Annotated in this window: 24 protein-coding genes; 7 read left to right on the top strand and 17 right to left on the bottom strand. The window is 60.3% G+C overall.

Annotation, left to right across the window (positions count from 1 at the left end; all coding sequences use genetic code 11):
- Positions 1–6 precede the first annotated feature (6 nt).
- The gene (locus QZS13_RS01975) at positions 7–2,220 is read right to left on the bottom strand and encodes a DNA internalization-related competence protein ComEC/Rec2 (protein WP_295584871.1); all 2,214 of its coding nucleotides are present in this window, start codon (positions 2,218–2,220) and stop codon (positions 7–9) included.
- 44 nt (positions 2,221–2,264) lie between these two features.
- Positions 2,265–2,486, bottom strand: a complete 222-nt coding sequence (locus QZS13_RS01970) for a helix-turn-helix domain-containing protein (protein WP_295584869.1) — start codon at positions 2,484–2,486, stop codon at positions 2,265–2,267.
- A 184-nt stretch (positions 2,487–2,670) separates the two neighbouring features.
- Here QZS13_RS01970 and QZS13_RS01965 point away from each other — a divergent pair, with 184 nt between their 5' ends.
- Positions 2,671–4,035, top strand: a complete 1,365-nt coding sequence (locus QZS13_RS01965; RefSeq protein ID WP_295584868.1) for an S-layer homology domain-containing protein — start codon at positions 2,671–2,673, stop codon at positions 4,033–4,035.
- A gap of 215 nt (positions 4,036–4,250) precedes the next feature.
- On the top strand, positions 4,251–5,675 hold the full coding sequence (locus tag QZS13_RS01960; protein WP_295584866.1) for a sodium:solute symporter: 1,425 nt from the start codon (positions 4,251–4,253) through the stop codon (positions 5,673–5,675).
- A gap of 80 nt (positions 5,676–5,755) precedes the next feature.
- Here QZS13_RS01960 and QZS13_RS01955 read toward each other — a convergent pair whose 3' ends face one another.
- The 6 genes from QZS13_RS01955 to QZS13_RS01930 form a co-directional block, all read right to left on the bottom strand.
- Positions 5,756–6,094: a histidine triad nucleotide-binding protein gene (locus tag QZS13_RS01955; protein ID WP_295584864.1), complete on the bottom strand. Its 339-nt coding sequence runs from the start codon at positions 6,092–6,094 to the stop codon at positions 5,756–5,758.
- Between the two features lie 26 nt (positions 6,095–6,120).
- Positions 6,121–6,294, bottom strand: a complete 174-nt coding sequence (locus tag QZS13_RS01950) for a DUF4250 domain-containing protein (RefSeq protein WP_295584862.1) — start codon at positions 6,292–6,294, stop codon at positions 6,121–6,123.
- 48 nt (positions 6,295–6,342) lie between these two features.
- Positions 6,343–6,903 carry a hypothetical protein gene (locus QZS13_RS01945; RefSeq protein ID WP_295584860.1) on the bottom strand — a complete coding sequence of 187 codons (561 nt, stop codon included), beginning with the start codon at positions 6,901–6,903 and terminating at the stop codon, positions 6,343–6,345.
- A 69-nt stretch (positions 6,904–6,972) separates the two neighbouring features.
- A complete protein-coding gene (gene alaS, locus QZS13_RS01940; RefSeq protein WP_295584858.1) occupies positions 6,973–9,615 on the bottom strand; it encodes an alanine--tRNA ligase in 2,643 nt (880 codons plus the stop codon).
- Between the two features lie 333 nt (positions 9,616–9,948).
- Entirely contained in the window at positions 9,949–10,140 is a 192-nt protein-coding gene (locus QZS13_RS01935) for a hypothetical protein (RefSeq protein WP_295584857.1), read from the bottom strand.
- Positions 10,141–10,164: 24 nt separating this feature from the next.
- Positions 10,165–10,596 (bottom strand): hypothetical protein, encoded by a 432-nt coding sequence (locus tag QZS13_RS01930; RefSeq protein ID WP_295584854.1) that lies wholly within the window; start codon positions 10,594–10,596, stop codon positions 10,165–10,167.
- 117 nt (positions 10,597–10,713) lie between these two features.
- Between QZS13_RS01930 and QZS13_RS01925 the strand changes: the two genes are divergently transcribed.
- Positions 10,714–11,247 (top strand): DUF5662 family protein, encoded by a 534-nt coding sequence (locus QZS13_RS01925; RefSeq protein ID WP_366557932.1) that lies wholly within the window; start codon positions 10,714–10,716, stop codon positions 11,245–11,247.
- A gap of 50 nt (positions 11,248–11,297) precedes the next feature.
- On the opposite strand, the gene QZS13_RS01920 is transcribed toward QZS13_RS01925, so the two are convergent.
- The 6 genes from QZS13_RS01920 to mltG all read right to left on the bottom strand — a co-directional run bounded on the left by QZS13_RS01920 (position 11,298) and on the right by mltG (position 17,594).
- The gene (locus QZS13_RS01920; RefSeq protein ID WP_295584850.1) at positions 11,298–11,933 is read right to left on the bottom strand and encodes a helix-turn-helix domain-containing protein; all 636 of its coding nucleotides are present in this window, start codon (positions 11,931–11,933) and stop codon (positions 11,298–11,300) included.
- A 199-nt stretch (positions 11,934–12,132) separates the two neighbouring features.
- Positions 12,133–13,188, bottom strand: a complete 1,056-nt coding sequence (locus tag QZS13_RS01915) for a hypothetical protein (protein WP_295584848.1) — start codon at positions 13,186–13,188, stop codon at positions 12,133–12,135.
- Positions 13,163–13,669 carry an RNA polymerase sigma factor gene (locus QZS13_RS01910; RefSeq protein ID WP_295584895.1) on the bottom strand — a complete coding sequence of 169 codons (507 nt, stop codon included), beginning with the start codon at positions 13,667–13,669 and terminating at the stop codon, positions 13,163–13,165. The genes QZS13_RS01915 and QZS13_RS01910 overlap by 26 nt, the downstream gene beginning before the upstream one ends.
- A 119-nt stretch (positions 13,670–13,788) precedes the next feature.
- Positions 13,789–15,186, bottom strand: coding sequence for an NAD(P)/FAD-dependent oxidoreductase (locus tag QZS13_RS01905; RefSeq protein WP_295584846.1), 1,398 nt, complete (start codon positions 15,184–15,186; stop codon positions 13,789–13,791).
- Between the two features lie 16 nt (positions 15,187–15,202).
- Positions 15,203–16,432 carry a U32 family peptidase gene (locus QZS13_RS01900; RefSeq protein WP_295584844.1) on the bottom strand — a complete coding sequence of 410 codons (1,230 nt, stop codon included), beginning with the start codon at positions 16,430–16,432 and terminating at the stop codon, positions 15,203–15,205.
- Positions 16,422–17,594 (bottom strand): endolytic transglycosylase MltG, encoded by a 1,173-nt coding sequence (gene mltG / locus QZS13_RS01895; RefSeq protein ID WP_295584842.1) that lies wholly within the window; start codon positions 17,592–17,594, stop codon positions 16,422–16,424. Before mltG ends, QZS13_RS01900 begins: the two co-directional genes overlap by 11 nt.
- Positions 17,595–17,735: 141 nt before the next feature.
- On the opposite strand from mltG, the gene QZS13_RS01890 reads away from it, so the two are divergent.
- The gene (locus QZS13_RS01890; protein ID WP_295584840.1) at positions 17,736–17,906 is read left to right on the top strand and encodes a hypothetical protein; all 171 of its coding nucleotides are present in this window, start codon (positions 17,736–17,738) and stop codon (positions 17,904–17,906) included.
- Between the two features lie 57 nt (positions 17,907–17,963).
- Here QZS13_RS01890 and QZS13_RS01885 read toward each other — a convergent pair whose 3' ends face one another.
- From QZS13_RS01885 to QZS13_RS01875, 3 genes are all read right to left on the bottom strand, one after another.
- Positions 17,964–18,629, bottom strand: a complete 666-nt coding sequence (locus QZS13_RS01885; protein WP_295584838.1) for a thymidylate kinase — start codon at positions 18,627–18,629, stop codon at positions 17,964–17,966.
- Positions 18,626–19,345, bottom strand: coding sequence for a WecB/TagA/CpsF family glycosyltransferase (locus QZS13_RS01880; RefSeq protein ID WP_295584836.1), 720 nt, complete (start codon positions 19,343–19,345; stop codon positions 18,626–18,628). The genes QZS13_RS01885 and QZS13_RS01880 overlap by 4 nt, the downstream gene beginning before the upstream one ends.
- A gap of 105 nt (positions 19,346–19,450) precedes the next feature.
- A complete protein-coding gene (locus QZS13_RS01875; protein ID WP_295584834.1) occupies positions 19,451–20,380 on the bottom strand; it encodes a DMT family transporter in 930 nt (309 codons plus the stop codon).
- Positions 20,381–20,457: 77 nt separating this feature from the next.
- On the opposite strand from QZS13_RS01875, the gene QZS13_RS01870 reads away from it, so the two are divergent.
- Genes QZS13_RS01870 through QZS13_RS01860 form a run of 3 tightly spaced genes read left to right on the top strand, consistent with a single transcriptional unit; the run spans position 20,458 to position 22,348 of the window.
- Positions 20,458–21,078: a DNA-3-methyladenine glycosylase gene (locus QZS13_RS01870; protein ID WP_295584832.1), complete on the top strand. Its 621-nt coding sequence runs from the start codon at positions 20,458–20,460 to the stop codon at positions 21,076–21,078.
- Positions 21,079–21,080: 2 nt separating this feature from the next.
- On the top strand, positions 21,081–21,743 hold the full coding sequence (locus tag QZS13_RS01865; RefSeq protein WP_295584830.1) for an HAD family phosphatase: 663 nt from the start codon (positions 21,081–21,083) through the stop codon (positions 21,741–21,743).
- Positions 21,740–22,348, top strand: coding sequence for a pentapeptide repeat-containing protein (locus QZS13_RS01860; RefSeq protein ID WP_295584828.1), 609 nt, complete (start codon positions 21,740–21,742; stop codon positions 22,346–22,348). The genes QZS13_RS01865 and QZS13_RS01860 overlap by 4 nt, the downstream gene beginning before the upstream one ends.
- Positions 22,349–22,358: the final 10 nt, after the last annotated feature.

Here is a 22,358-nt window from a genome sequence, read left to right as displayed (position 1 = left end):
TCTCCTCTAGTTCAGTGATACGTGAATGGTTCCGTACAGGTCTGTCCGGTAAACGGACACGCTCATGCGGGACAGCCGCTCCAGGACCTGCTCGTCCGGGTGCCCATAAGAATTGTCCGCGCCGACGCTGATCAGCGCCGTCTCCGGCTCCAGCGCCTCGAGAAGGAGCTCCGACGTGGAGGAGGCAGAGCCGTGATGCCCCACCGCCAGTACATTTACGTTCGGAATGTCATATTGCTCCAGAAGCAGGCGCTCCGTGGCGGCGCTCATATCTCCCGGCATCAATAAGGAAGCTCTGTCGCTCCGGCACAGAACAGCCAGGCCCTGTTCATTGTCCTTTCCTGTTCCTACCGGCGGATAGACGGTAAGCTGCCCGCTGCCCAGCGGAAGTGCTTGTACTTCCTGCACGAACGTGACGGGAATGTCCAGGGTGCTGACAGCGGACAGAACGTCGGCCCGGGCTTGTGTGTCCTCGCCGGTGTCCGGCACCAGAACGTGTGCCACCGGTACCCGGGCCAGCAGGTCCTCCACGCCGTTGATGTGGTCGGCGTCAAAGTGGGTCAAAATCAGATAGTCCAGGGTACGGCAGCCTATGGTGGAGAGATAGTCCGAAGCCAGCGAACCGGGGGCGGTCCAGCTGTCGCCGCCGCAATCCACCAGGGCAAATGCCCCGTCGGACTCCAGCAGAATGCTCTCCCCCTGCCCCACATCCAGCATCAGGGCATCCACACATCCGCCGGTATAGTGCAGCTGCCCCAGCTTTGCCGTGATTCCCAGGGACACAACACACAGCGCGGCCGCCGCAAGGTACCGCCGCCTGCGCCGGCTGACGAGGCAAGCCAGTGCAAATACGGCGTACGCAAAAACCAGCCATCTCCACAGATAGGGGTTGACCGTGTAAAAAGCATGGAACGGCAGCCTGGACAAAAGGCCGGAGACGCCCAGAAGATAGCGGCTGAGAAATTCCGGCACAGCATGAAAAACCAGTCCCAGCGGCATCCATACATAGCTGAAAAGCACCACGCACAGCCCACTGATGAACAGGCCGCTGGCCGCCGGCAGGCAGAGAAGATTACTCAGAGGCGATACGGTCACCACGTAGCCGAAATACCAGGCAGTCAGCGGGACAGTAAACACCAGCGCCCCGGCAGTTGCTGAAAAGCTTGCAGCTATATAGTAGTATCCCTTGCTATGCGTTTTCTCTCCGAGCAGATGCCGGTACAGTCTGGGCGTCAGCCAGAGAAGACCTGCGACAGCACCGAAGGACAGCTGTAAACTGACGGAGGCAGCGGCAAAGGGGTTTTGCAGCAGAATGCAGAAAAGGGCTGCGGCCATGGCCGTGGGGGAATCGCTGTCCCGGTAAAAGACCGGCGCCAGCAGCACGAACGTCAGCATGATGCAGGCCCGCACTACGGAAGGACTTGCTCCGGTAAGCAGCGCGTAAAACGCAAGCAGCGGAATGCCGATTGCCGCGGTCAGACGGCTGCGGCCGGTCAAAAGCCGCAGCAGCGCCAGCAAAAAGCCACAGTGCATGCCGGAGACGGCCAGAATATGATAAAGTCCCGCCTCGGAAAGGCTCGCAGAGGCACCGGCGGAGAGTCCGCTCTTCTCCCCGGTCAAAATACCGGTGAGCAGTGCGGCGGTGTCCCCACTGAACAGCTGTGCGATTCGGGACTGCATGGCCCGTCCGGCCCGGACCGGCCACCAGCACACAGAGCCGGCGCTGCCGTTTCCGATTACCGGCGGCACATCCTGCCCTCTGGATTCATAGGCCAGGAGAAAAATGCCTTTGGAGGTGAATGTGGTCACATCCTCGTCGTCAACCCGGGCGGCGCTTTTCAGGGTGACCGTGGTCTCCACTGTCTGCCCGGGGGACAGCTCCAGCAGATAGGACTGTCCGTAGAGCTCCGTTTTTCCCGGAAGCCCCTCGATTTTGACGGCGACCCGAGCACCGTACTCCGTCGCCTGCGGATAGTCCGCCAGCGTCAGAACAATCCGGCGTTCCGTCGGGTCTGAAACCGCGCGTTCCAGCGGTGGCTGAATCCGGAAGAGATACGTCCGGTTCCAGACAAGGCCCGCACACAGGCCCAGGCAAAGCAGCACCGCACGCACCCGCCGGATCTCCCGTCGGCCAGGCAGCACCAGAGCGATCACCGCCGCCAGGCACAAAAGCGCCGCTGATGGCAGCTGCCATTGAAGGGGCAGCAGGTACTGACACAAAAAGATCCCACCGGAGAATGCCCCGGCAAACGCAGCCAGCGCCCTCATTTTTCCGCAGGCGGCGTGGGATCATCCGTGCGGCCCAGCAGGTAGTCGGTGCTGACACGGTAATAATCGGCCAGACTGTCCACAACCCAAGCTGGGACCTCCCGCTGACCGCTTTCATACCGGCGGTAGACACTGCGCTGCATGTTCAGGTAATCTGCCACCGCCTGCTGGGTTGTTCCGGCAGATTCCCGCAGATCCCGCAGTCGTTTGATTTCCATGCTGATCCCCCAATAAAATGTCGCAAATCTGGTACATTTTCTTACTAAAATTGGATCCATTTGGAGCCATACCATTTTATCAGGAACGAGGTAATCTGTAAAGCGGGAAAATGCTTGACGCGGATGACAGATTCGCATATGATGAAGAAAACAGCGGTTGCTGGAATAAAGAAAGGAGCAGATTATGAAACGATTTTTAACTTGTCTGGCAGCGACGATGCTTCTTGCGGCAGTCCTGTGTGTCGGCGCTTCGGCGTCGGATTTCGACACAACGGCACAGGAACTCTCTGCCATCGGTATGTTCCGAGGAACGTCGGACGGCTTTGAACTGGACCGCGCTCCCACCCGCTCCGAGGCCGCCATCATGCTGGTGCGTCTTTACGGCGCTGAGGAGACAGCCAAGGCATCCTATGACGCCGGTGAGCTGGTCTGCCCCTTCACCGATGTCAGCAGCTTTTCCGCTCCCTACGTAGCCTGGCTCTATGAAAACGGCATTACCAACGGCACCAGCGCCACCACATTTGGTTCCGGCCAGGCCTGCAGTGCCAAGATGTACTGCGCATTTTTGCTGCGGGCCCTGGGGTATGAGGACGGCACGGACTTTGCCTATGCCGATACCCTGACCTTTGCCCAGAGCAAAGGCATCTACGACTCTATTCTCTTCTCCGGTGAATTCCTCCGGGACGATCTGGCTGCCCTGACTTACCAGGCTCTGGCCGCAGACACCAAGGACGGCTCCACTTACCTGCTGGCAAAACTGATTGCCGACGGAGCTATCGACAAGGACGCCGCACAGCCTATGACGGAAAAGATCGAGGCATACCGGTCCCTGGCGGCGGCACAGCTGGAGAACCTCTCCATGGACGTGGATGTCAATATGGACATGGACATGACCATGGATGTGGACGGCCAGACCGTCACGCTCCCCACGGTTGTGAAAGGCAACGTGAAGATGATTCTGGACGAAGCACGCGTGGAAATGGCCTCTGTCCTGGAAACCACTGTTGAGGGGCAGACTGCCTCCACCGGAACATGGATGAAAGACGGTTGGGTATATGTATCCGCTGATGCTGACGGCCAGACCGTGCGTTATAAATATCAGCTGGATCAGCAGCTTCAGGATCTGATGACGATGAGCGGCGTGAACATGGACACGCTGAACGTCAGCGGTCTGGCGATGATTGACTCCATCCGCACCGAGAAGTCCGGCTCCGACATGGTTTACACGGTGAAGATGAGCAAGGGGCTTGGAAGTGCCGTGGATGCCGTGAGTGCTCTGGCCGGGCAGGACCTGGGTTCGATGGATATCGGTGAGATCACCGCCGTATATACCGTAGATGCCAACGGACAGATGAAGGCGGTTTCCATGGCGTTCTCCGTTTCCATGGAGATGAATGTCCCGCTGGACGACGGTACGGTTTCCGCTGTTTCCGCGAAGATGGCATACGACACAGACATGACCGTCAACGCCACCGGCAGCGACGTGAAGATCACGTTCCCGGACTTCTCTGATTTCCAGGAAGTGGACCTGGCTGCGCTGGGCGGCTGACCGATCCGCGATTGTATCAAGCGGCACCGGATCATTCCGGTGCCGCTTTTTTATGGCAATCCATTGTTAAGAATTGACAAGTCACAAAAGTTTTGCTATATTTTATATAAATTCGTGCTTTTAAAACGGGTTTGTTTTGTATAAAAGCACAACGACACAGGTTCCGGGCCAAGGCCCGAGGACCAAGAAACACGGGGAAAGAAAGGAGTATGCCTATGCTGGATGTGACGACTCTGGACCTGGCAGTCATTGGACTGTACCTTCTTTTCATGCTGCTGGTGGGCGTTTGGTTTGTGCGCCGGGTCAAAAATACGGACGACTACTATGTAGCGGGCCGTACACTGGGCCCCCTGGTACTGGCGGCTACCGTCTGCGCCACCATCATCGGCGGAAGTGCCATGATGGGCCGCGCAGGCATCGCCTATACCACCGGGTTCAAGGCGGTTGCCACCGCGGTGCCCTATCTGCTGGGCATGTTCATCTTCTCAGGCTATGCAGGCCGCATTCAGCAGGTGGGTGAAAAATACAACATTGAGTCCATCCCCTCCCTGTTTGCCTACCGGTTCGGCTCCGCCGCCAAATGCATTCTCTCTGCCATGGTGGCCTTTGCCATGATGGGCACCGTGGCCGCTCAGGTGACCGCCACTGCCACCATCATCAAGCTTCTGGGCAGTCAGATCGGCATCAGCTACGAGATGGGCGCCCTGATCGCCACCTTGATCTTCATCATCTACACGGCGGCCTCCGGCCTGTTCGGCGTGGTCTATACGGATGTGGTGCAGTTTGTGATGCTCATCGTGTTCGTGTATCTGCTGGTGCCCGCGTCCAGCTTGGCATATCTGGGCGGATTCGGAAATTTCCTGGAGAATCTGGACCCCCGCTACATTACCCCCTACATTGACGGTCAGATTCTGGGCGACATCGTGACATATCTGGTGTTCACCATGGCAGGTGCAGAGATGTGGCAGCGGGCCTTCGCCGCCAAGAATAAAAAGGCGGCAAAGCGGGGTATGTTCTGGGGCACAGCGGTATACGCCGTCACCATCGCGCTGCTGTTTTTCATGGGCCTGGCCGCCCAGCAGATCCTCCCCAATGTGGTGGAGGATTTCGGCACCGCCGATGCGGTGATTCCTGCCCTGGCTATCAAGATTCTGCCGCCCGGCCTGACAGGACTAGCGCTGTCCGGCATTTTGTCCGTGATGATGAGCACGGCGGACAGCTACCTGCTGGTCTCCGTGCAGTCGGTGGTCAGCGACCTGGGAAAGACCATCGACCCGGGCATGACGCAAAAGCGTGAGATTCTCTTCTCACGAATTGCCTCCGCGGCGCTGGCGCTGGGCGCGCTGGTCATTGCACTGTACATCAAGAGCGCCTATGACGTGATCACCTTCTCCTGGGCGTTCTACTCCGCCTCCGCCGGCCTGCCGGCCCTGGCCGCGCTCTACTGGAAGAAGGCCACCAACGCGGGCATTCTGGCGGCTATGATCGGCGGCTTTACCGTGACCATCGGCTGGAAACTGGCCGGAGAACCCTTTGGCCTGGGCGCTACGGTTCCCGGCGCAGTCGTTTGTGGACTGCTGCTGGTCTTTGTCAGCCTGGCAACGTACAAAACCCATCCGTCCAAGATGGTGCATGTGTGATACCTGACTGTGTGTCTTCTGAAAGAGAACAAAAAAGCTCCGGCGCCGCAGCGCCGGAGCTTTTTTGTCTGCCGGATGGCTCAGCCCGGAGGCCAGGTCATATCACGGCCGGAGAGCACATGGAAGTGCAAGTGCGGAACGCTCTGTCCCGCCTGCTCACCAATGTTGGACACCACGCGGTAGCTGTCCAGTCCCTGCTCTTTGGCCACCTTGGCGATGACCTCGAACATGTGCGCCACCACAGAGCTGTTTTCCGCCGTGATCTCGGCCACAGAGCCGATATGGGTCTTGGGGATCACCAGAAAATGCGTGGGTGCCTGGGGATCGATATCGTTGAACGCATAGCAGACATCGTCCTCATAGACCTTGCTGCTGGGGATCTCCCCTGCCACGATTTTGCAGAACAAGCAATCAGACATAGATACAAGCCTCCTTTTTTCTGGATTCATACAAACTGATTATGAACGGGATCGTACCGATAGTCAAGCCCCTCCAATGCCGCGCGAATGGACGACTCTTCGGCATCCAGTGCTGCACAGAGGGATTCCAGGCTCTCATACTCATCCCGGAGCTTGGTATTGACAAAGCTCAAAAGAATGTAGGGGTCTTTGGGGAGCATTGCTTATCACCCTCCTCCCTGTTCAGAAAAGATTGCACGGCTTGCGGGTCACGGCCGTTCCTGCTCCTCCGAATGCCGGGGGTTTTCCAATCCCAGCACATCGTAGTACTCGTCGGAAAACACCAGCGCCGACGGGTCAAACACAGTCTGTAAGGCCTTGACCGCCGCGTAGGGGTCCTGCGGCTGGATGCCGAACGTCTCAGAGATCTGTGCCAGCGCCTGATCCCGGCTGCGGAAGGTCTCCTCGCACCCCGGCCAGGTGTTTTGGGCGTTTTCCTCCAGCAGGCGCCGGAATCCCGGCTCATCCAGCATGAAGATCTGTGAGATGGGGCTGGTGCATTTGCAATAGAGAAGATAGGAGAGAAATTCCCGAAAATCCCCCCCAACCGGCAGGACAAACGTCCCTTCCTCCCCCAGCTCGGGCTCCACGCAGTACACGGTCTCATCTCCCGGCAGGAGAATAAAATGGGTGACGCCCATCCAGCCAATGATCTCCGCGCCTGCAGGCGTACAGAAATACGCCTCCGCGTCGGGACAGGGCTCCAGCTCAACGGAGGGAAAATCTATCGGCAGCGAGAAAAAGGCTTTTACATCTTCACGGGTGGACATGACCGCTCCTTTCACTGCTGGAACAATGTCCGGCGGAGGACTCTCTCCCCTGCCGGACATTGCAGAAATTTATTTCAGCTTCTCTGCCACAAAATTATCCACGGAGGCCAGCGCGTCGTCCAGCTTCAGAAGGTCGCTGCCGCCGCCCATGGCGCTGTCGGGCTTGCCGCCGCCCTTGCCGCCGCAGATGGCGCACACGCTCTTGACCAGTTCGCCGGCCTTGATGCCCTTGGCAACGGCTTCCTTGCCGCAGACGGCCAGGAAAGTGATCTTGCCGTCGTTGACGGAGGAGAGCACCGCCACTACGCCGGGCTCCTTGTCCCGCAGGAAGTCGCCCATCTGGCGCAGCGCGTTGGCGTCCATGCCGTCCCGGTTTGCAGTGAGAACCTTCATGCCGCACACGTTCTTGGCAGACATGAGGAACTGCCGGGCCTCGCCCAGAGACGCTTCGGCCTTGAACTTCTCCAGCGCCTGACGGGTGGCCTTGAGCTCGGCGATCTGCTGCTCCACCTTGCCCACCAGATCGCCGGGGGTGGTCTTGAGCATCTGGGCCGCGTGGAACAGCAGTTCCTGGTTGCGGTTCATCACGTCCAGGCTCACATGGCCCACGGTGGCCTCGATCCGGCGTACGCCGGAGGCAACAGAGCCCTCGGACCGGATGCGGAAGGGACCGACCTTGGCGGTGTTGTCCACATGGGTGCCGCCGCAGAACTCCATGGAGAAGTCGCCCATCTCCACCACGCGCACGGTCTCGCCGTACTTCTCGCCGAACATGGCGATGGCACCTTTCTTCTTGGCCTCCTCAATGGGCAGCACTTCCGTCACAACGGGATAACCCTCCAGAATGGCGTCGTTGACCATCCGGTCGATCTGAGCCATCTGCTCGGGGGTGATACCCTCGAAATGGGTGAAATCAAAACGAAGGCGGTCGGGCTCCACCAGGGAGCCGGCCTGATGGACGTGGTCGCCCAGCACCTTCTTCAGCGCCGCGTCCAGCAGATGGGTGGCGCTGTGGGCACGCATGATGGCCTTGCGGCGGTCGGCGTCGATGGAAGCGGTGACGCATGCCCCCACCTGGAACTGGCCGGAGACCACCTTGCCGTAGTGCATGAACTTGCCGCCCTTGTTCTTCTGGACGTTGCTCACCTCAAAGCGGGCGTCGCCGGCGGTGATGACGCCGTGGTCGGCCACCTGGCCGCCCATCTCTGCATAGAACGGAGTCTGGTCCAGCACCAAAATGGCCTCGGCGCCGGCGGATACCTCATCCCGCAGCTCCTCGTCGGCCACAATGGCCAGAATCTTGCCCTGGGTCTCGGTGCAATCATAGCCCACGAACTCGGTGGCGGGCATGTCGGAGCCGAACTCGATGCCGGCCCAGCCCAGATCGCCCAGAGCCTCCCGGGCCTTCCGGGCGCGGACGCGCTGCTCTTCCATCAGCTGGTCGAAAGCGGCGCGGTCCACCTGCATGCCGGCCTCTTCCACCATCTCGGCAGTCAGGTCAATGGGGAATCCGTAGGTATCATAGAGCTTGAAGGCATCGGCGCCGGAGAACACGCTCTCGCCCTTTTCCTTGTGGGCGGAGAGCAGCTCGCTGTAGATCTTCATGCCGCCGTCGATGGTTTTGGCGAAGTTCTCCTCCTCTGTGCGGATGACCTTGGTGATATAGTTCTGCTTGTCCCGCAGATCGGGGTAGGCACACTCGTTTTCGTGGATGACGGTATCCACCACCTCGTACAGGAAGGGGCGGTTCACGCCCAGGAGCTTACCGTGGCGGGCGGCCCGGCGCAGCAGGCGGCGCAGCACGTAGCCCCGACCCTCGTTGGAGGGCAGGATGCCGTCGCAGATCATCATGACGGAAGAGCGGATGTGGTCGGTGATGACGCGCAGGCTCACGTCGGTCTTGTGGCTTTCGCCATAGTGGGCACCGGTGATCTCACTGACCTTGTGGGTGATGTTCATGACCGTATCCACATCGAACAGGGAATTGACGTTCTGCACCACGCAGGCCAGACGCTCCAGGCCCATGCCCGTGTCAATGTTCTTGTTCTTCATCTCGGAATAGTTGCCCTCGCCGTCGTTGACGAACTGGGAGAACACGTTGTTCCAGACCTCAATATAGCGGTCGCAGTCGCAGCCGACGGTGCAGGTAGGCTTGCCGCAGCCGTGCTCGGGACCGCGGTCATAGTACACCTCGGAGCAGGGACCGCAGGGACCGGCGCCATGCTCCCAGAAGTTATCCTCCTTGCCGAAGCGGAAGATGCGCTCGGCGGGGATGCCGATGTCCTTGTTCCAGATCTCGAAGGCCTCATCGTCATCCAGATAGATGGACGGATACAGACGGTCCTCTTCCAGACCCACCACCTTGGTCAAGAACTCCCAGCAGAAGGGAATGGCCTCTTTTTTGAAGTAGTCGCCGAAAGAGAAGTTGCCCAGCATCTCGAAATAGGTGCCGTGGCGGTCGGTCTTGCCGATGTTCTCAATGTCGCCGGTGCGGATGCACTTCTGGCAGGTGGTGACCCGGTTGCGGGGGGGCTCCTCCTCCCGGGTGAACCAGGTCTTCATAGGCGCCATGCCGGAGTTGATGAGCAGAAGGCTCTTGTCGTTGGCAGGCGGAATCAGGGAAAAGCTGGGCAGGCGAAGATGTCCCTTGCTCTCAAAGTAGCTCAAAAACATCTCACGCAGTTCGTTCAGCCCATAATAGGGATGTGCCATGGTTTCTTCCTCCTCAGATATGTTGATGGTATTCCATTTGCATGTGTGTTGACGGCCCGTCGGAGCATCAAAAAAGCCTTCGCCCCATGTTAGGGGCGAAGGCTTCGCTTCACGGTACCACCCTAATTATTCCCCATGCGGGGACATCTTAGCCATCCGGTAACGGGGATGAACCGTCCCGCTCCTCGCGGGCTGCTCCAAAGTGGCTGCACGGCGGCGTGGGCAAGGGGCTTGCACCGTTCCCCTCTCGCTTGGGCCTGTTTCGCAGTGCTGGCTTTGTCACGGCGATTTTCTCCTTATGACAAAGACATTATATCCTTTTCGCCCAATTTGTCAAGAACCACCGTGCGCTTTTTCGCCGGAATCCGTCACGGGTCTGCCGGTGAGAATGCATACGCCCGTGGCGGTACATTTTCCGCAGCAGACGCAATGGGTGGGGCCGCCCGCCCTCCGATAGAAAATCCGGAACACGCCCCACAGCCCTGCTGCCAGAAACAGCAGAAACCCGATCTCGAACCAGTTCATTCTTCTCACCGCCTTTCGTGTATGTTACTCCAGAAACAGCGCCTTTGTCAGTGGCATCAGCAACAACCGAAGGCCCAAAAGGCCCAGTACAGCCTCCGGCGGTCCCGGCAGTGACGGAAGCGGGATCTCCTGGGGTTCCAGCGGTGCCCCGTCCGGCCCCGGCAGTGTACGCTGAATGCACAGCACCGGTTCTCGCAGACCGGAGAGCGTCAGGCTGTCCCGGGGAGAGAGTCCGTAAGAGATTACGCTGTGCGCCGGAATCGGGGCGGGACAGTCTCCCGGCAGCAGCAGGCGCCGGCAGCGGACCGCCCTGCCGGAAATCCGGCGGACGCCCTCCGGCGTCAGGGCCAGCAGTTCCCATGCGGACCCGTGCAGACACTCCGACCTGGGACAGCGGACGCCGGGCGGCAGAAACGGCAGCCACTGGGGCGGGCATCCGAAAATACCACTCTCCAAACACAACACCTCCCGGCTAGTTTGACCGAAGCCTGAGATTCCATGCAAAAACGCTCTCGTTTTTTTCCGTCCGGTGTGCTATACTGAATGGGCAAAACTGACATCGAGGTGACCGAGTTGCATTTCTGGGCACATTTGAAAACCGTGCATCGCCACCGGGCGCTGGTGCGGAAATACTGCTTCCGGCTGGGGCTTTACTGGCAGGGCCTGACCCACGATCTTTCCAAATACTCTCCGGTGGAGTTCTGGGCGGGTGCGAAATATTTTCAGGGAGATCACAGTCCCAACGATGCTCAGCGCAAGGCCCACGGGTACAGCGCTTCGTGGCTGCACCACAAGGGACGCAACCGGCACCACTTTGAATACTGGACAGACTACGGGTTAAACGGCGAGGGCATCACCGGCGTGGAGATGCCGAAAAAATATGTGGCGGAGATGTTCTGCGACCGTCTGGCTGCCAGCAAGGTCTATCGGGGCGACCAGTTTGACCCGGGGGACCCCTATGCGTTTTTCCTCCGGGGACAGAAAAAGCGGCTGCTGCTCCACCCTGCCACCGCGGCGCTGCTGGAGGCCATGCTGCGTACGCTGCGGGACGAGGGCGAAGATGCGGCCTTTGCATACATCCGGCGGGAGATCCTGGGAAGGAAATAAAAAAGGACGGCTAAGCCGTCCTTTTTTATTTCTCATAAAATCAGAGCATATCAGGGCAATGGACTGTCTCCCGATACGGCAGCGACTCCTGCCGCCGACTTCCAACCAAGTGCCGAGATGCCGTAGCTCCAGATCCCCATGGCGCTAAGACCGATGGCTGCCCCGCCGACGGAAACCATGCCCACCGCCGCCAGACCCAGGGCGATCATGCCTATGCTTACCACCCCTGCGGAGATCAGTCCCACGCTGACCACTCCCACGGAAAAATTCCCGATGGCCACGATCCCCACAGCGGTATTGTACCGGGTTGGGTGCCGGTCGTGCCCGAACCGGATGCTGACCAGGGGAAGACCGAGCAGGGTGCGATGGCTGGTATACTGAAAGACCGGGCCGAAGCTGCGTCGGTAATCCCGCGCCAGGGTGTCCAGCTTTTCCTCCACCCGGGCAGAGCAGCTGCTCCCCTGCCCTTCCGCCAGCGGATCGGAAACGTTCTCTTCTTTGACCAGATAGTCGATGCTGACGCCGAACAGCTCCGACAGGGCAATGAGCTTTCCCAGCTCCGGCATGGCTGCGCCGGACTCCCACTTGCTGACGGACTGCCGGGTGACGCCCAGCCGGTCCGCCAGCTGCTCCTGGGAAAGTCCCGCCTTCCGCCTCAGCTCCGTCAGCTTTTCATAAAACTGCATATTGGTTCCTCGCCTTCTCTGAACTGGTCACAGGATACGCCATTTCGGCCGCCGTGGCAAGAACGGAGCGCATGGCAATTTGTCAACTGCAGGTTGCAGGCCTTGCGGGCCAATGGGTCCAGCCTGGATGGGGACGGCTTTCCCGCATAAGCACCGCGTACGCAAAAAAGAGGGCGGCAGACGCCGCCCTCTCCCCCGCTTAAAAAAGCGGGATCTTGGTATCTCCCCAGAGAATATAATCCACAGAGGACAAGTCCACCGGCCGCTCGAAGGTGGTGCTGAGCGTCTGCAGGTCATCCTGGCCGCCCATGAATGCGCCGCCCTCACGGACCTGGCTTCCGTCCCGCAGCATCAGGGAGATCTGGGCAGAGGGAATATAGTCCACCATCATGGGCACCAGGCTGCCGTCCTCTGCCGTAACGACCATGTTGGACTGCGCCGCCTCGCGCTCTTCCAGTGCCCGCAGCTCTTCCGGATCATAGCGGTAGGTCATGGTAAGCCCCAGGGGCGAAACGCGCAGGGTCTCCAATGTCAGCGTGCCGCCGATCCAGCTGGTGGTAGTGCCGGCGGCGTCCACTTCCACGGCACCGGCGCTGCCCATCCGGGCGGAGAGCGGGAAATCCCAGCTTCCGGTCACCACGGCGTTTTCCTGGAGCCAGAGGCCCGGGATGTGCAGGGTTTTCCCATCGATGGATTCGCTTGCGGTAACGGAGACCACCATGGACAGCTTGTTTTGCTCTGTCTCGGACACTTCCATCCAGGAAGCATCGATGGAATAAGAGACGTCCTCCATCTGGGTGCCGTCCTGCTCCAGCAGACAGGCCCGGTGGTCGGGATCAAAGCCATTCCCGAAGAGGGCGTAATTTTCGCCGGAAGAAAATTCCGTTCCCTCCGGTGCAGTGACCTCCAATAGGAGGTAGAAGGACGTCCCGTCCCCAAAGGCGGACAGGGGCGTCATAGTAGTGCCGTTGCTGGTGACGGCTGCGGGAAGCGTGCCGGAGAGGGATTCCACCACGGAGCGCTCCTCATCTGTCAGGGTACCGAAATAGCGGTCCCACAAGGATACAGAGGCGGCGGCAGCCGTACCTACCAGCAGCGCTGCCGCCACGGCGGCCGCTGCCCACCGCCGCGTCCAGACCCGACGGCCCTTCTGCGCTGCGTCTTCCCGGTGCATCAGCGCGGCCACCAGGGCGTCCCGTCCCTCCGGCGTGTAGGACACCCGGTCCAGTTCATTCCGATAAGCATGCTCGTTCATAGCTACCTCCCAGCGCCGTGCGGAGCTTTGCCTTGCCCCGGTAGAGATAGGTACTGACCTGACTGGGCCGGCAGCCCATCACGCCGGCGATCTCCTCCACGGTGTATTCTTCATAATATCGCAGGTAAATGGCCTGCCGGTACTTTGCCGGCAGGGACTGCACCGCCTGCAAAACGGGGCTCTCTCCTTCCGGCGGCACGAAGGCGGCAGCACGGCAGGCTGCCTCCTCCAGGGGGACATGCCGCCGGTGCCAGGCGGATTTTTTCAGGTCCTTGCAGCAATTGATGGTCACCCGGATCACCCAGGCCCGCTCCAGCCGTTCCTCGGAGAACCGGCATGGATTGGTCAGCAGCTTCAAAAGCACGGTCTGGCACACGTCCTGTGCGTCCTGGATGCTGCCTGTCCAGGTATAGCCAAGGCGAAGCACCGTGTCGGCCCACCGGCGTACGACGGCCTCCGCCTCTTGTTCGGTATATGTGATTTGTTCCGTTTCGATCCACTCCTTTCCCGGCGCCGTTCACTGAAAAAACGAACCGGTCCGCCTGTTTCTGGCAGCAGGGGCAAAAAAGACACCGGGAAAATTTCCCGGTGTCTTTTTGCTTAGCCTTCTTCAGCGATCTTGCGGCCCATCAGGGTACCCATGACGGAGGCCATCATCAGCCCGCGGGTCCAGCCGGAGCTGTCGCCCAGGCAGTGGAGCCCCTGGAGACTGGTATTAAAGTCTGCGTCCATCTTCACCCGGTTGGAGTAGAACTTCAGCTCCGGAGAGTAGAGCAGTGTCTCCTGGGAGGCAAAGCCCGGCACCACGCAGTCCATGGCCTGAATGAAATTGATGATATTGATCATGGCCCGGTAGGGCATGGCGGCGGTAATGTCACCGGCTACGGCATCGGGCAGCGTGGGCCGCAGGTTGGACTGGGCCAGCTCCTTCTGCCAGGTGCGCTTGCCGTCCAGAATGTCCCCGAACCGCTGCACCAGAATGTGGCCGTTTGCCAGCATGTTGGTCAGCTCACCTACTTTCTGGGCGTAGGCAATGGGCTGATTGAAGGGCACGGAGAAGTTGTGGGAGCAGAGAATGGCCAGGTTGGTGTTGTCGGTCTTGAGATCCTTATAGGAGTGGCCGTTCACCACCGCCAGGTCATTGTCGTAGTTTTCCTGGCTGACAAAGCCGCCGGGATTCTGGCAGAAGGTGCGGACCTTGTTCTTGAAGGGCTTGGGATAGCCCACCAGCTTGGATTCATAGAGCACCCGGTTGACGGTCTCCATGATTTCATTGCGTACCTCCACCCGGACACCGATGTCCACGGTACCGGGGGCGTGGGCAATGTTGTGCTCGGCGCAGAGCTTTTCCAGCCAGTCCGCGCCCCGGCGGCCGGTAGCCACCACCGTGTGTTTGGCGTAGATCTCCAGGTCCTTCTTGCCGTTGGAGACGGACACGCCCCGACACACCTCGTCTTCCAGGATCAGATTGCTGCACTCGTAGCCGAACAGCAGCTCCACACCGTGCTCCTGCAAAAAACGCTCAATACCCAGATAGATGGCCTGGGCCCGCTCGGTGCCCATGTGACGGATGGGGCAGTCCACCAGCTTGAGGCCCGCCTGGATGGCGCGCTTGCGGATCTCTTTGCGCTCGGCCTCGTGCTCCAACCCCTCAATGTGGGTATCCGCGCCGAACTCCAGATAGATCTGATCGGCATAGTGAATGGTCTCCTGGGCCAGCTCCTCCCCGATCAGCGTGGGCAGGTCGCCGCCCACCTCGTAGCTCAGGGAGAGCTTGCCGTCGGAAAAGGCACCCGCGCCGGAAAAACCGGTGGTAATGTGGCAGTAGGGCTTGCAGTTCATGCACTTTTTCGTCTTGTCCTTGGGACAGTGGCGGTTTTCCACGCTCTGCCCCTTTTCCACCATGATGATCTTCTGGCGGCTCCCCTTTTTGATCATCTCCAGAGCGGTGAAAATTCCGGCGGGGCCGGCACCGACAATCACAACATCAGCGTTCATAATGACCTCTTTCTCCTCATTTGGCGGACAGATCCACCGCGTGACGCACCAGCGTGAACGCCGGCACGGGCCGCGGCAGTTTCATACGGAAAACCATCTGGGGGGTGCGGGGCTCCTCCAGCGGCGCACCTTCCCCGTCGTACATGGGCGGAACCTCCATGGAAAACGGCGCCGTGTCCGGCCCCACCAGCTCCACGGTGTCCCCCACCCGGAATTTATTGCGCAAAGAGAGCGTGGCGTTTCCCTCACTGTCGCAGTCTGTGACAAGTGCAACCACTTGCCACTCCCTGATATAGCGGGAATTGTCGTAATACTGGCCCGGCGCGCCGTAGTAAAACCCGGTGGAATAGGGACGGTGGCTCACATGCTCCACCTCATCCCGCCAGGCCTGCGGCAGAGGGAGGCCCTCCGCCGCTGCGTCCAGACAGTGGCGGTATGCACCGGTGACAATGGCTGCGTAATAGGCGGACTTGGCCCGGCCCTCGATTTTCAGGCTGGAAAGTCCCGCGTCCATCAGATCGTCCAGGTGGTCGATCATGCACATGTCCCGGGAATTCAAGATGTAAGTGCCCTGCGCATCCTCCTCAATGGGGAAATATTCGCCCGGGCGCTTTTCCTCCATCAGGGCGTACTGATAGCGGCAGGGCTGGGCACAGGCACCCCGGCTGGAGTCCCGCCCGGTCATGTAGTTGGACAGCAGGCAGCGCCCGGAGTAGCTCACGCACATGGCGCCGTGGACAAACGCCTCGATTTCCAGCGCATCCGGCGTCTTTTCCCGGATGGTGCGGATCTCTGCAAGGCTCAGTTCCCTGGCCAGAATCACCCGGGAGGCGCCCAGGTCATACCAGGCCCGGGCGGTCTCATAATTGCAGATGCTGGCCTGGGTGGAGATATGGCGCTGGCACTTGGGGGCATACTTCCCCGCCATGGTGAACGCGCCCAGATCCGCCACGATCAGGGCGTCCACCCCGGCGTCCGCCAGGCGCTCCAGATGCTCCGGCAGCCGGACAATCTCGTCGTTGCGGGGCATGGTATTGATGGTGCAGTGCACCCGGACGCCGTGGCGGTGGGCAAAGTCCACCGCCTGCGGCAGCTGCTCCGGGGAAAAGTTCCCGGCAAACGCCCGCATACCAAAATCCGTGCCGGCCAGGTACACGGCGTCCGCTCCGTAGAGTACGGCCATTTTCAGCCGTTCCATATCTCCCGCCGGCGCCAGCAGCTCCGGCTTGTTCCATTTACCCGGCATAGTCACCACTGTTCAAAAACGCGTTGTGCTCGGCCAGAGTGGTGGAGAAGTGATGCTTTCCGTCTTTGCCCAGAGCATAGTAATAGTAGTTGGTGTCCTCCGGCTGCAGCGCGGCCTCAATGGAGGCAAGGCCGGGGTTGGCAATGGGCGTGGGCGGCAGACCTGCGTACTTGTAGAGGTTGTACTTGGAGTCCACCTGCTTGTCCTCGTTGGTGATGGGACCTGTGTGATCCGGCAGCGCATACAGCAGCGACGCGTCGATCTGCAGCAGGCCGTAGGTGCCGCCCTTGTCACCGGAGCCCTCCAGACGGTTGTAGATCACAGAGGCGATCTTGGCCTGATCGGTGCCGTCCGTCTCCTTTTCAATCAGGGAGGCGATGGTGATGATGTCCTTCAGGCTATAGCCCCGGGCCTTCGCCTGGGCCAGCAGATCATCGTCGAGCTTGCTGTTGAAGTTCTTGATGAGCCGGTTCAGAGCACTGGATGCCTTCTCATTCAGGTAGAAATCGTAGGTGTCCGGGAAGAGATAGCCCTCCAGGCGGCTGATGTCCTCAGAGCTGTTGTCGATATAATCGTAATCGAAGTTGGCGGTCTTGGCGGCCTCCAGCAGGTTTTCCTCGGTGTTGACACCGTTTTCAGCCAGGAGCTTGATGATCTGACTGACCGTATACCCCTCCGGGATGGTGACCCGAACGGTATCGGAGTTGAGGTTGCCGGAGGAGTTGTGCATGCCCACAATCAGCGCCCGGTAATCCATGTCGGTATTGAGCTCATAAGTGCCGGTACCGATCTTGTCCTTGGCGTCCGCGATGGTGGCAAAGAGCCGGAAGAACCACTTATACTCAATCAGCCCCGCGTCATGGAGCTTGTCGGCAATGGAACCGATGGAGTCATCCGCAGTCACCTCAATGGTGGCGGTGATATCCTCTTTGTTGAACGCGCACAGGTCATTGATCAGCAGCCAGCCCACTCCCGCCAGAATGGCCGAGGTGACCAGCACGAATAAAATATACGTCAGCGGGTTGAAGCGCCGTCTTTTCCGGCGGCGCCGGTGTGCGGGGGGCTGGGCATCCTGGGAGCGCCGCGCCGAAGATTCGCTCTGGGAACGACGGACCTGTTCGGAGTCCCAACTGGCGGTATCTCCATTTTTGTAATCAGCCATAGAATCCTCCTGTCTTTCCCGCCGGGTCTCTTTCCAGGGCGGGTCTGTTGGCTTTTTTTGCGGTCCCTTCAAAAAATCGGGCCGGTCAGGCCCCCTTGAGGGGATACGCTGCATACAATGGCACAAAGCGAGGTGACAATCATGTGCTTTCACAACGGCAACAACGACTGTTCCTGCCTGTGGATCATCCTCATTGTAATCCTGATTTGCTGCTGCTGCGGCAGCGGCAGCGCTTGGGGCGGCTGCACGAACAGCGGGTGCTGTGGGTGCGGTAGCTGCGGCGGCAACGACGGCTGCGGCAGCTGCTGCTGAAAAGGACCGGGGCGTGCACAGGCACGTCCCCTCCTTTTCCCTTTGCAGGGGACAGGCTCAAAGCATGGGTGCAACGGTCTGCCAGACCTCGCGGTGGATATCCTCCACGGTCCTGGGAGCACCGTCCCTGGCGCAGCTGATTACCGTCCAGCCGCAGCGGCGGACTACCTCCCGGGCATTTTCCCGGCAGCGGCGTAAATACGCCTCGTCCTGCTCGTGGATGTCCGCGCTGGTACCGGTCTGGGCCTCCCGGCGGCGCATCATGCGCTCCGTGATCTCCGTGGGCATATCCAGGTAGATCACCAGATCCGGCTCCGGAAGCCCCAAGCGGTGATACTCCAGATCAAAGAGCCAGTCCACAAATGTCTCCCGCTCTCCGTCCGGCAGTTTGGACGCCTGATGGACGGCGTTGGAGGTAGTATAGCGATTGGCCACCACAATGCCGCCCTCCTCGTAAAACCGGCCCCAGTCCTCCTTGTAGGAGGCGTAGCGGTCCACGGCAAAAAGTGTGGAGGCAGCGTAGGCATTCACGTCTCCGGGGTGGGAACCCAGCGCACCCTGCAGGTAGCGGCTGGCCGGCTCGGCAAAGGGGTTTCCGTACCGGGGAAAGTCGATTTCCCGGTAGGCAATTCCCTCCTGTTCCAGGCGGCGGCACAGGAGCCCTGCCTGAGTGGCCTTGCCGGAGCCGTCCGTGCCCTCAAACACAATCAGCTTTCCCTTCATTTTTTCCGTTTCTCCTGCCGTACATGCACCAAAAACAGCGGCAGCTTGGCCATCCGGCCAATCCGGCGGGGATCGTGGCACAGCCGGTAAAACCACTCCAGTCCGTGTTCGGACCAGAACTTGGGGGCGCGCTCCACCACACCGGCGAACACGTCCAGGCTGCCGCCCAGACCGCACAGCAGATGCGCGCCGGTGGCGGCACCGTATTTTTTCATCCACAGCTCCTGTTTGGGGGCACCCAGGCAGACAAACACCACGTCGGCGCCGGTTTTCCGAATTTCCTCCGCCACGGCGGCATCGTCCTTGAAATAGCCGTCGTGGGTACCGGCAATCACCAGGCCCGGGTAGGTGCTTTGCAGCCGGGACGCCGCCTGCTCCGCCACGCCGGGCTTGGCACCCAGCAGATACAGCGACTTGCCGGCGCCGGCCAGGCCTGCCATGAGTCCGGCGGCAAATTCAATGCCCGGCACACGCCCCTTCAGCGGCGTGCCCAGCATGGCGGCGCCCTTGACAACGCCGATTCCGTCCGCCAGCACCAGATCCGCCTCGTTGACAGCGATCTTCGCGGCCAGGTTCTCCCGGCACAGCTCCACGATTTCCGGATTGGGCGTGACCACATAGTGGGTCCCGGCGCTGTCTGCCAGACGCAATCCCGCCGCCACCGCTTCCGCCATGGTCAGATTGTCGAAGCCGACACCGAGCACATCGATACGCATAAAATCACCTCATTACAGAGTCATACAGTTTAAGAGTATACCATAAAGCGCAACCGTTGTCCAACAAAAAAGAAGGAGAAGCGTCAGGCGCTTCTCCTTTTCCTGTTAAACCGCGCCGGTACCGGCCGCTGCGTCTTTTTTCGCGGGTACGGGAATCTGGGCCAGCAGCACGGCGATGAGCACCAGCACACAGCCGAAGTACTCCCGTCCGCTCATCTGATCTTTCAAGATCACAGCGCCCGCCAGGGTGGCAAATACGGACTCCAGACTCAACAGCAGCGACACCACCGTGGGATCGGAATCCTTCTGGGCCAGGATCTGAAGCGTGTAAGCCACGCCGCTGGAGAACACACCCACATACAAAAGCGGGAAGATACACGCCCGCAGCCCCGCGAGAGAGGGCGTCTCAAAGGCCAGCATGCCTGCAGAGGACAAGATGGCCGACACCAGGAACTGTACGCAGGAGAGCTCCACCCCGTCCACCTTCTGGGTAAAGTGGTCAATGACCAGAATGTGGGCGGTAAAGCAAAACGCGCACAGCAGAATGTAGAAGTCCCCCCGGGTGATGGAGAAGCCCTCCGTCACGCACAGGCAGTAGAGTCCCGCCACGGCCAGCACCACACTGATCCAGATGGTCTTGGGCGGACGCTTTTTCAAAAAGATGCCGGCAATGGGCACCAGCACAATATAAAGGGCGGTGATGAAGCCGGCCTTTCCGGAGGTGGTGGTCTCCAGTCCTTTTTGCTGGAGGTTCGTGGCCACCGTCAGCGCCGTGCCGCAGCAGAGGCCGCCCAGGGCCAGATCCCGCCGGGCGGTGGGACGGGGCTGCGCCTGGCCGCCGAAGTCCCGGCGGCGGCGCATCCGCAGCACTGCGCACAGGCAAAAGAGAAAAACAAAGGCAATGGCCGCACGGGCGGCGTTGAAGGTAAAGGGCTGTACGTAGTCCGCACCCACACTCTGGGCCACGAACGCCGTGCCCCAGATCAGCGCGGCCAGAACAGGAAATACATTTTGACGAATCCGGTTCACTTTCATATGACTTGCTCCGCTCCTGGTTCCATGGTATACTTCTTTATTGCAACATTTTGGTATTGTAACACCGGGGTGAGAAAATGGCAATACTTTCGCAGGGATTCTATCTGGGCGATACCGTGGACATTGCCCGGCGTCTGCTGGGCAAATATCTGGTACGGCGGATTGACGGCCAGACGCTGGTGTGCCGTCTGACGGAGACGGAGGCCTATGTGGGCCGGTGCGACAAGGCGTGCCACGCCTACAACTACCGCCGCACAGCCCGCACAGACGCTCTGTTTCAGCCGCCGGGCCGGGCGTATGTCTACCTGATCTACGGCATGTACGACTGCCTCAATATCGTCACGGAACCGGAGGGCGAGCCCGCCGCCGTGCTGCTGCGGGGCGCCCAAGCGATATCCGGCGGCAATACCATGGCGCGCCTTCGCTATGGGGACAAGCCTTTGACGGCGGCCCGGCAGAAAAACCTGCTCAACGGCCCCGGAAAGCTGTGCCGGGCCCTGGCCGTCACCCGGGCGGAGAACCGGATGGACCTGACAGTGGACGGGCCGCTTTTTTTGTGTGACTCCCCCGCAGACCTGGGGCTTCCCTGCCCCGCCCTGCCCCGGGAACGAATCTGCACCGGCCCGCGGATCGGTGTCGACTATGCCCAGGAGGCGAAGGACTTTCCTTGGCGGTTCTGGCTGGAAACGGAGGAATGAACATGGACAGCATGCTGTTTTTTGATCTGGACGGGACGCTCATCGACTCCAACGGCGTCTGGAAAGAGGTGGACCGGGCATTTTTGGCCCGGCGGGGCCTTCCCTATACCCACGCCTATTATGAGGGGGTGGCCCATACCATTTTCCCCCTGGCAGCCCAGTTCACCAAGGACTACTGCGGCCTTTCCGAAAGCTGTGAGGAGATCATGGCCGAGTGGCTGGACCTGGCCAAGGACACCTATTCCCACGTACCCCTCAAACCCGGCGTGCGGGCCTATCTGAAGCAGTGCCGGGCGGAGGGCCGCCGTATGGCGGTGGTGACCAGCGCTCTGCCGGTCCACTGCCGGGCGTCGCTGGAACGGCTGGATATCGCCAAATACTTTGAGCGGGTTACCTTTGCCCAGGAGCTGGGGCTGGAGAAAAAGGCACCGGAGATCTGGCTGGAAGCGGCCCGGCTGGCGGGTGTGGAGCCGGAGCGCTGCACGATTTTTGACGACAGCATCGCTGCCTGCCGGGGGGCCCGGGCAGCCCATATGCGGGTGGTGGGCGTGTACGATGCGTTTTTTGCCCATGACGAGGACCAGATGCGCCAGTTCTGCGATGTGTATATCCAAAGCTTTGAGGAGCTTCTCTGGACGCCCGGGCAAAAGGAGCGGAGCAGATGATCGATCAGGCATGGCTGGATCGTGCCCAGAAGGACGGGGGCCGTGTTTCCCATCTGGAGCTGCTTCACGCCCAGTTTACCGGTCAGGACTGGTCGGAGCTGGAAGTACGAAAGAGCCGCTTCCAGAGCTGCACGTTCACGGACTGCGATTTTACCGGCGCCGCCTTTTATGAGTGTCTCTTTTCGGGGTGCTGCTTTTCGGAATGCCGTCTGCCGGGCACGTTTTTTCAGGACTGCCGGATTGAGGGCAGCAAGCTGGACGGTGCAGATCTAAGGCGTGTGCGTCTGCGCCGATGCGCTTTGGAGGATACGCTGGCCCGCTACGCCAACTGGAATGCCGCCGTGCTGGACCAATGCACCCTGAAAAACTGTGACCTGACAGAGTCGGCTCTCTCAGAGTGCCGGCTTTCCAAATTGAGCTTCGATTCGGTCAATCTCACTGGAGCGGAGCTGTTCAAAACCAGCTTCCGGGGCCTGGATCTGAGCCGCTGCACGCTGGACGGCGTAGCACTTTCTGCCTCCTGCGCCGAGCTCAAGGGCGCTGCCATCTCGGCCCAGCAGGCGGCCGTAGTGGCTAGGGTACTGGGCATCCGGGTAGTACCCTGAGAGGAAGGAG

Origin of the sequence: uncultured Oscillibacter sp., assembly GCF_900546705.1 — a bacterium.
GTDB lineage: Bacteria > Bacillota > Clostridia > Oscillospirales > Oscillospiraceae > Oscillibacter.
Note: the sequence above shows the minus strand (reverse complement) of the source record. Positions and strands in the feature narration are given on the sequence as shown.

Coding starts and splice junctions, on each gene's coding strand:
- QZS13_RS01960 (WP_295584866.1), top strand. CDS start 4,251: ATGCTGGATGTGACGACTCTGGACCTGGCAGTCATTGGACTGTACCTT.
- QZS13_RS01915 (WP_295584848.1), bottom strand. CDS start 13,188: ATGAACGAGCATGCTTATCGGAATGAACTGGACCGGGTGTCCTACACG.
- QZS13_RS01950 (WP_295584862.1), bottom strand. CDS start 6,294: ATGCTCCCCAAAGACCCCTACATTCTTTTGAGCTTTGTCAATACCAAG.
- QZS13_RS01955 (WP_295584864.1), bottom strand. CDS start 6,094: ATGTCTGATTGCTTGTTCTGCAAAATCGTGGCAGGGGAGATCCCCAGC.
- QZS13_RS01970 (WP_295584869.1), bottom strand. CDS start 2,486: ATGGAAATCAAACGACTGCGGGATCTGCGGGAATCTGCCGGAACAACC.
- QZS13_RS01935 (WP_295584857.1), bottom strand. CDS start 10,140: ATGAACTGGTTCGAGATCGGGTTTCTGCTGTTTCTGGCAGCAGGGCTG.
- QZS13_RS01905 (WP_295584846.1), bottom strand. CDS start 15,186: ATGAACGCTGATGTTGTGATTGTCGGTGCCGGCCCCGCCGGAATTTTC.
- QZS13_RS01945 (WP_295584860.1), bottom strand. CDS start 6,903: ATGTCCACCCGTGAAGATGTAAAAGCCTTTTTCTCGCTGCCGATAGAT.
- QZS13_RS01965 (WP_295584868.1), top strand. CDS start 2,671: ATGAAACGATTTTTAACTTGTCTGGCAGCGACGATGCTTCTTGCGGCA.
- QZS13_RS01920 (WP_295584850.1), bottom strand. CDS start 11,933: ATGCAGTTTTATGAAAAGCTGACGGAGCTGAGGCGGAAGGCGGGACTT.
- alaS (WP_295584858.1), bottom strand. CDS start 9,615: ATGGCACATCCCTATTATGGGCTGAACGAACTGCGTGAGATGTTTTTG.
- QZS13_RS01900 (WP_295584844.1), bottom strand. CDS start 16,432: ATGCCGGGTAAATGGAACAAGCCGGAGCTGCTGGCGCCGGCGGGAGAT.
- QZS13_RS01890 (WP_295584840.1), top strand. CDS start 17,736: ATGTGCTTTCACAACGGCAACAACGACTGTTCCTGCCTGTGGATCATC.
- QZS13_RS01870 (WP_295584832.1), top strand. CDS start 20,458: ATGGCAATACTTTCGCAGGGATTCTATCTGGGCGATACCGTGGACATT.
- QZS13_RS01860 (WP_295584828.1), top strand. CDS start 21,740: ATGATCGATCAGGCATGGCTGGATCGTGCCCAGAAGGACGGGGGCCGT.
- QZS13_RS01875 (WP_295584834.1), bottom strand. CDS start 20,380: ATGAAAGTGAACCGGATTCGTCAAAATGTATTTCCTGTTCTGGCCGCG.
- QZS13_RS01880 (WP_295584836.1), bottom strand. CDS start 19,345: ATGCGTATCGATGTGCTCGGTGTCGGCTTCGACAATCTGACCATGGCG.
- QZS13_RS01885 (WP_295584838.1), bottom strand. CDS start 18,629: ATGAAGGGAAAGCTGATTGTGTTTGAGGGCACGGACGGCTCCGGCAAG.
- mltG (WP_295584842.1), bottom strand. CDS start 17,594: ATGGCTGATTACAAAAATGGAGATACCGCCAGTTGGGACTCCGAACAG.
- QZS13_RS01865 (WP_295584830.1), top strand. CDS start 21,081: ATGGACAGCATGCTGTTTTTTGATCTGGACGGGACGCTCATCGACTCC.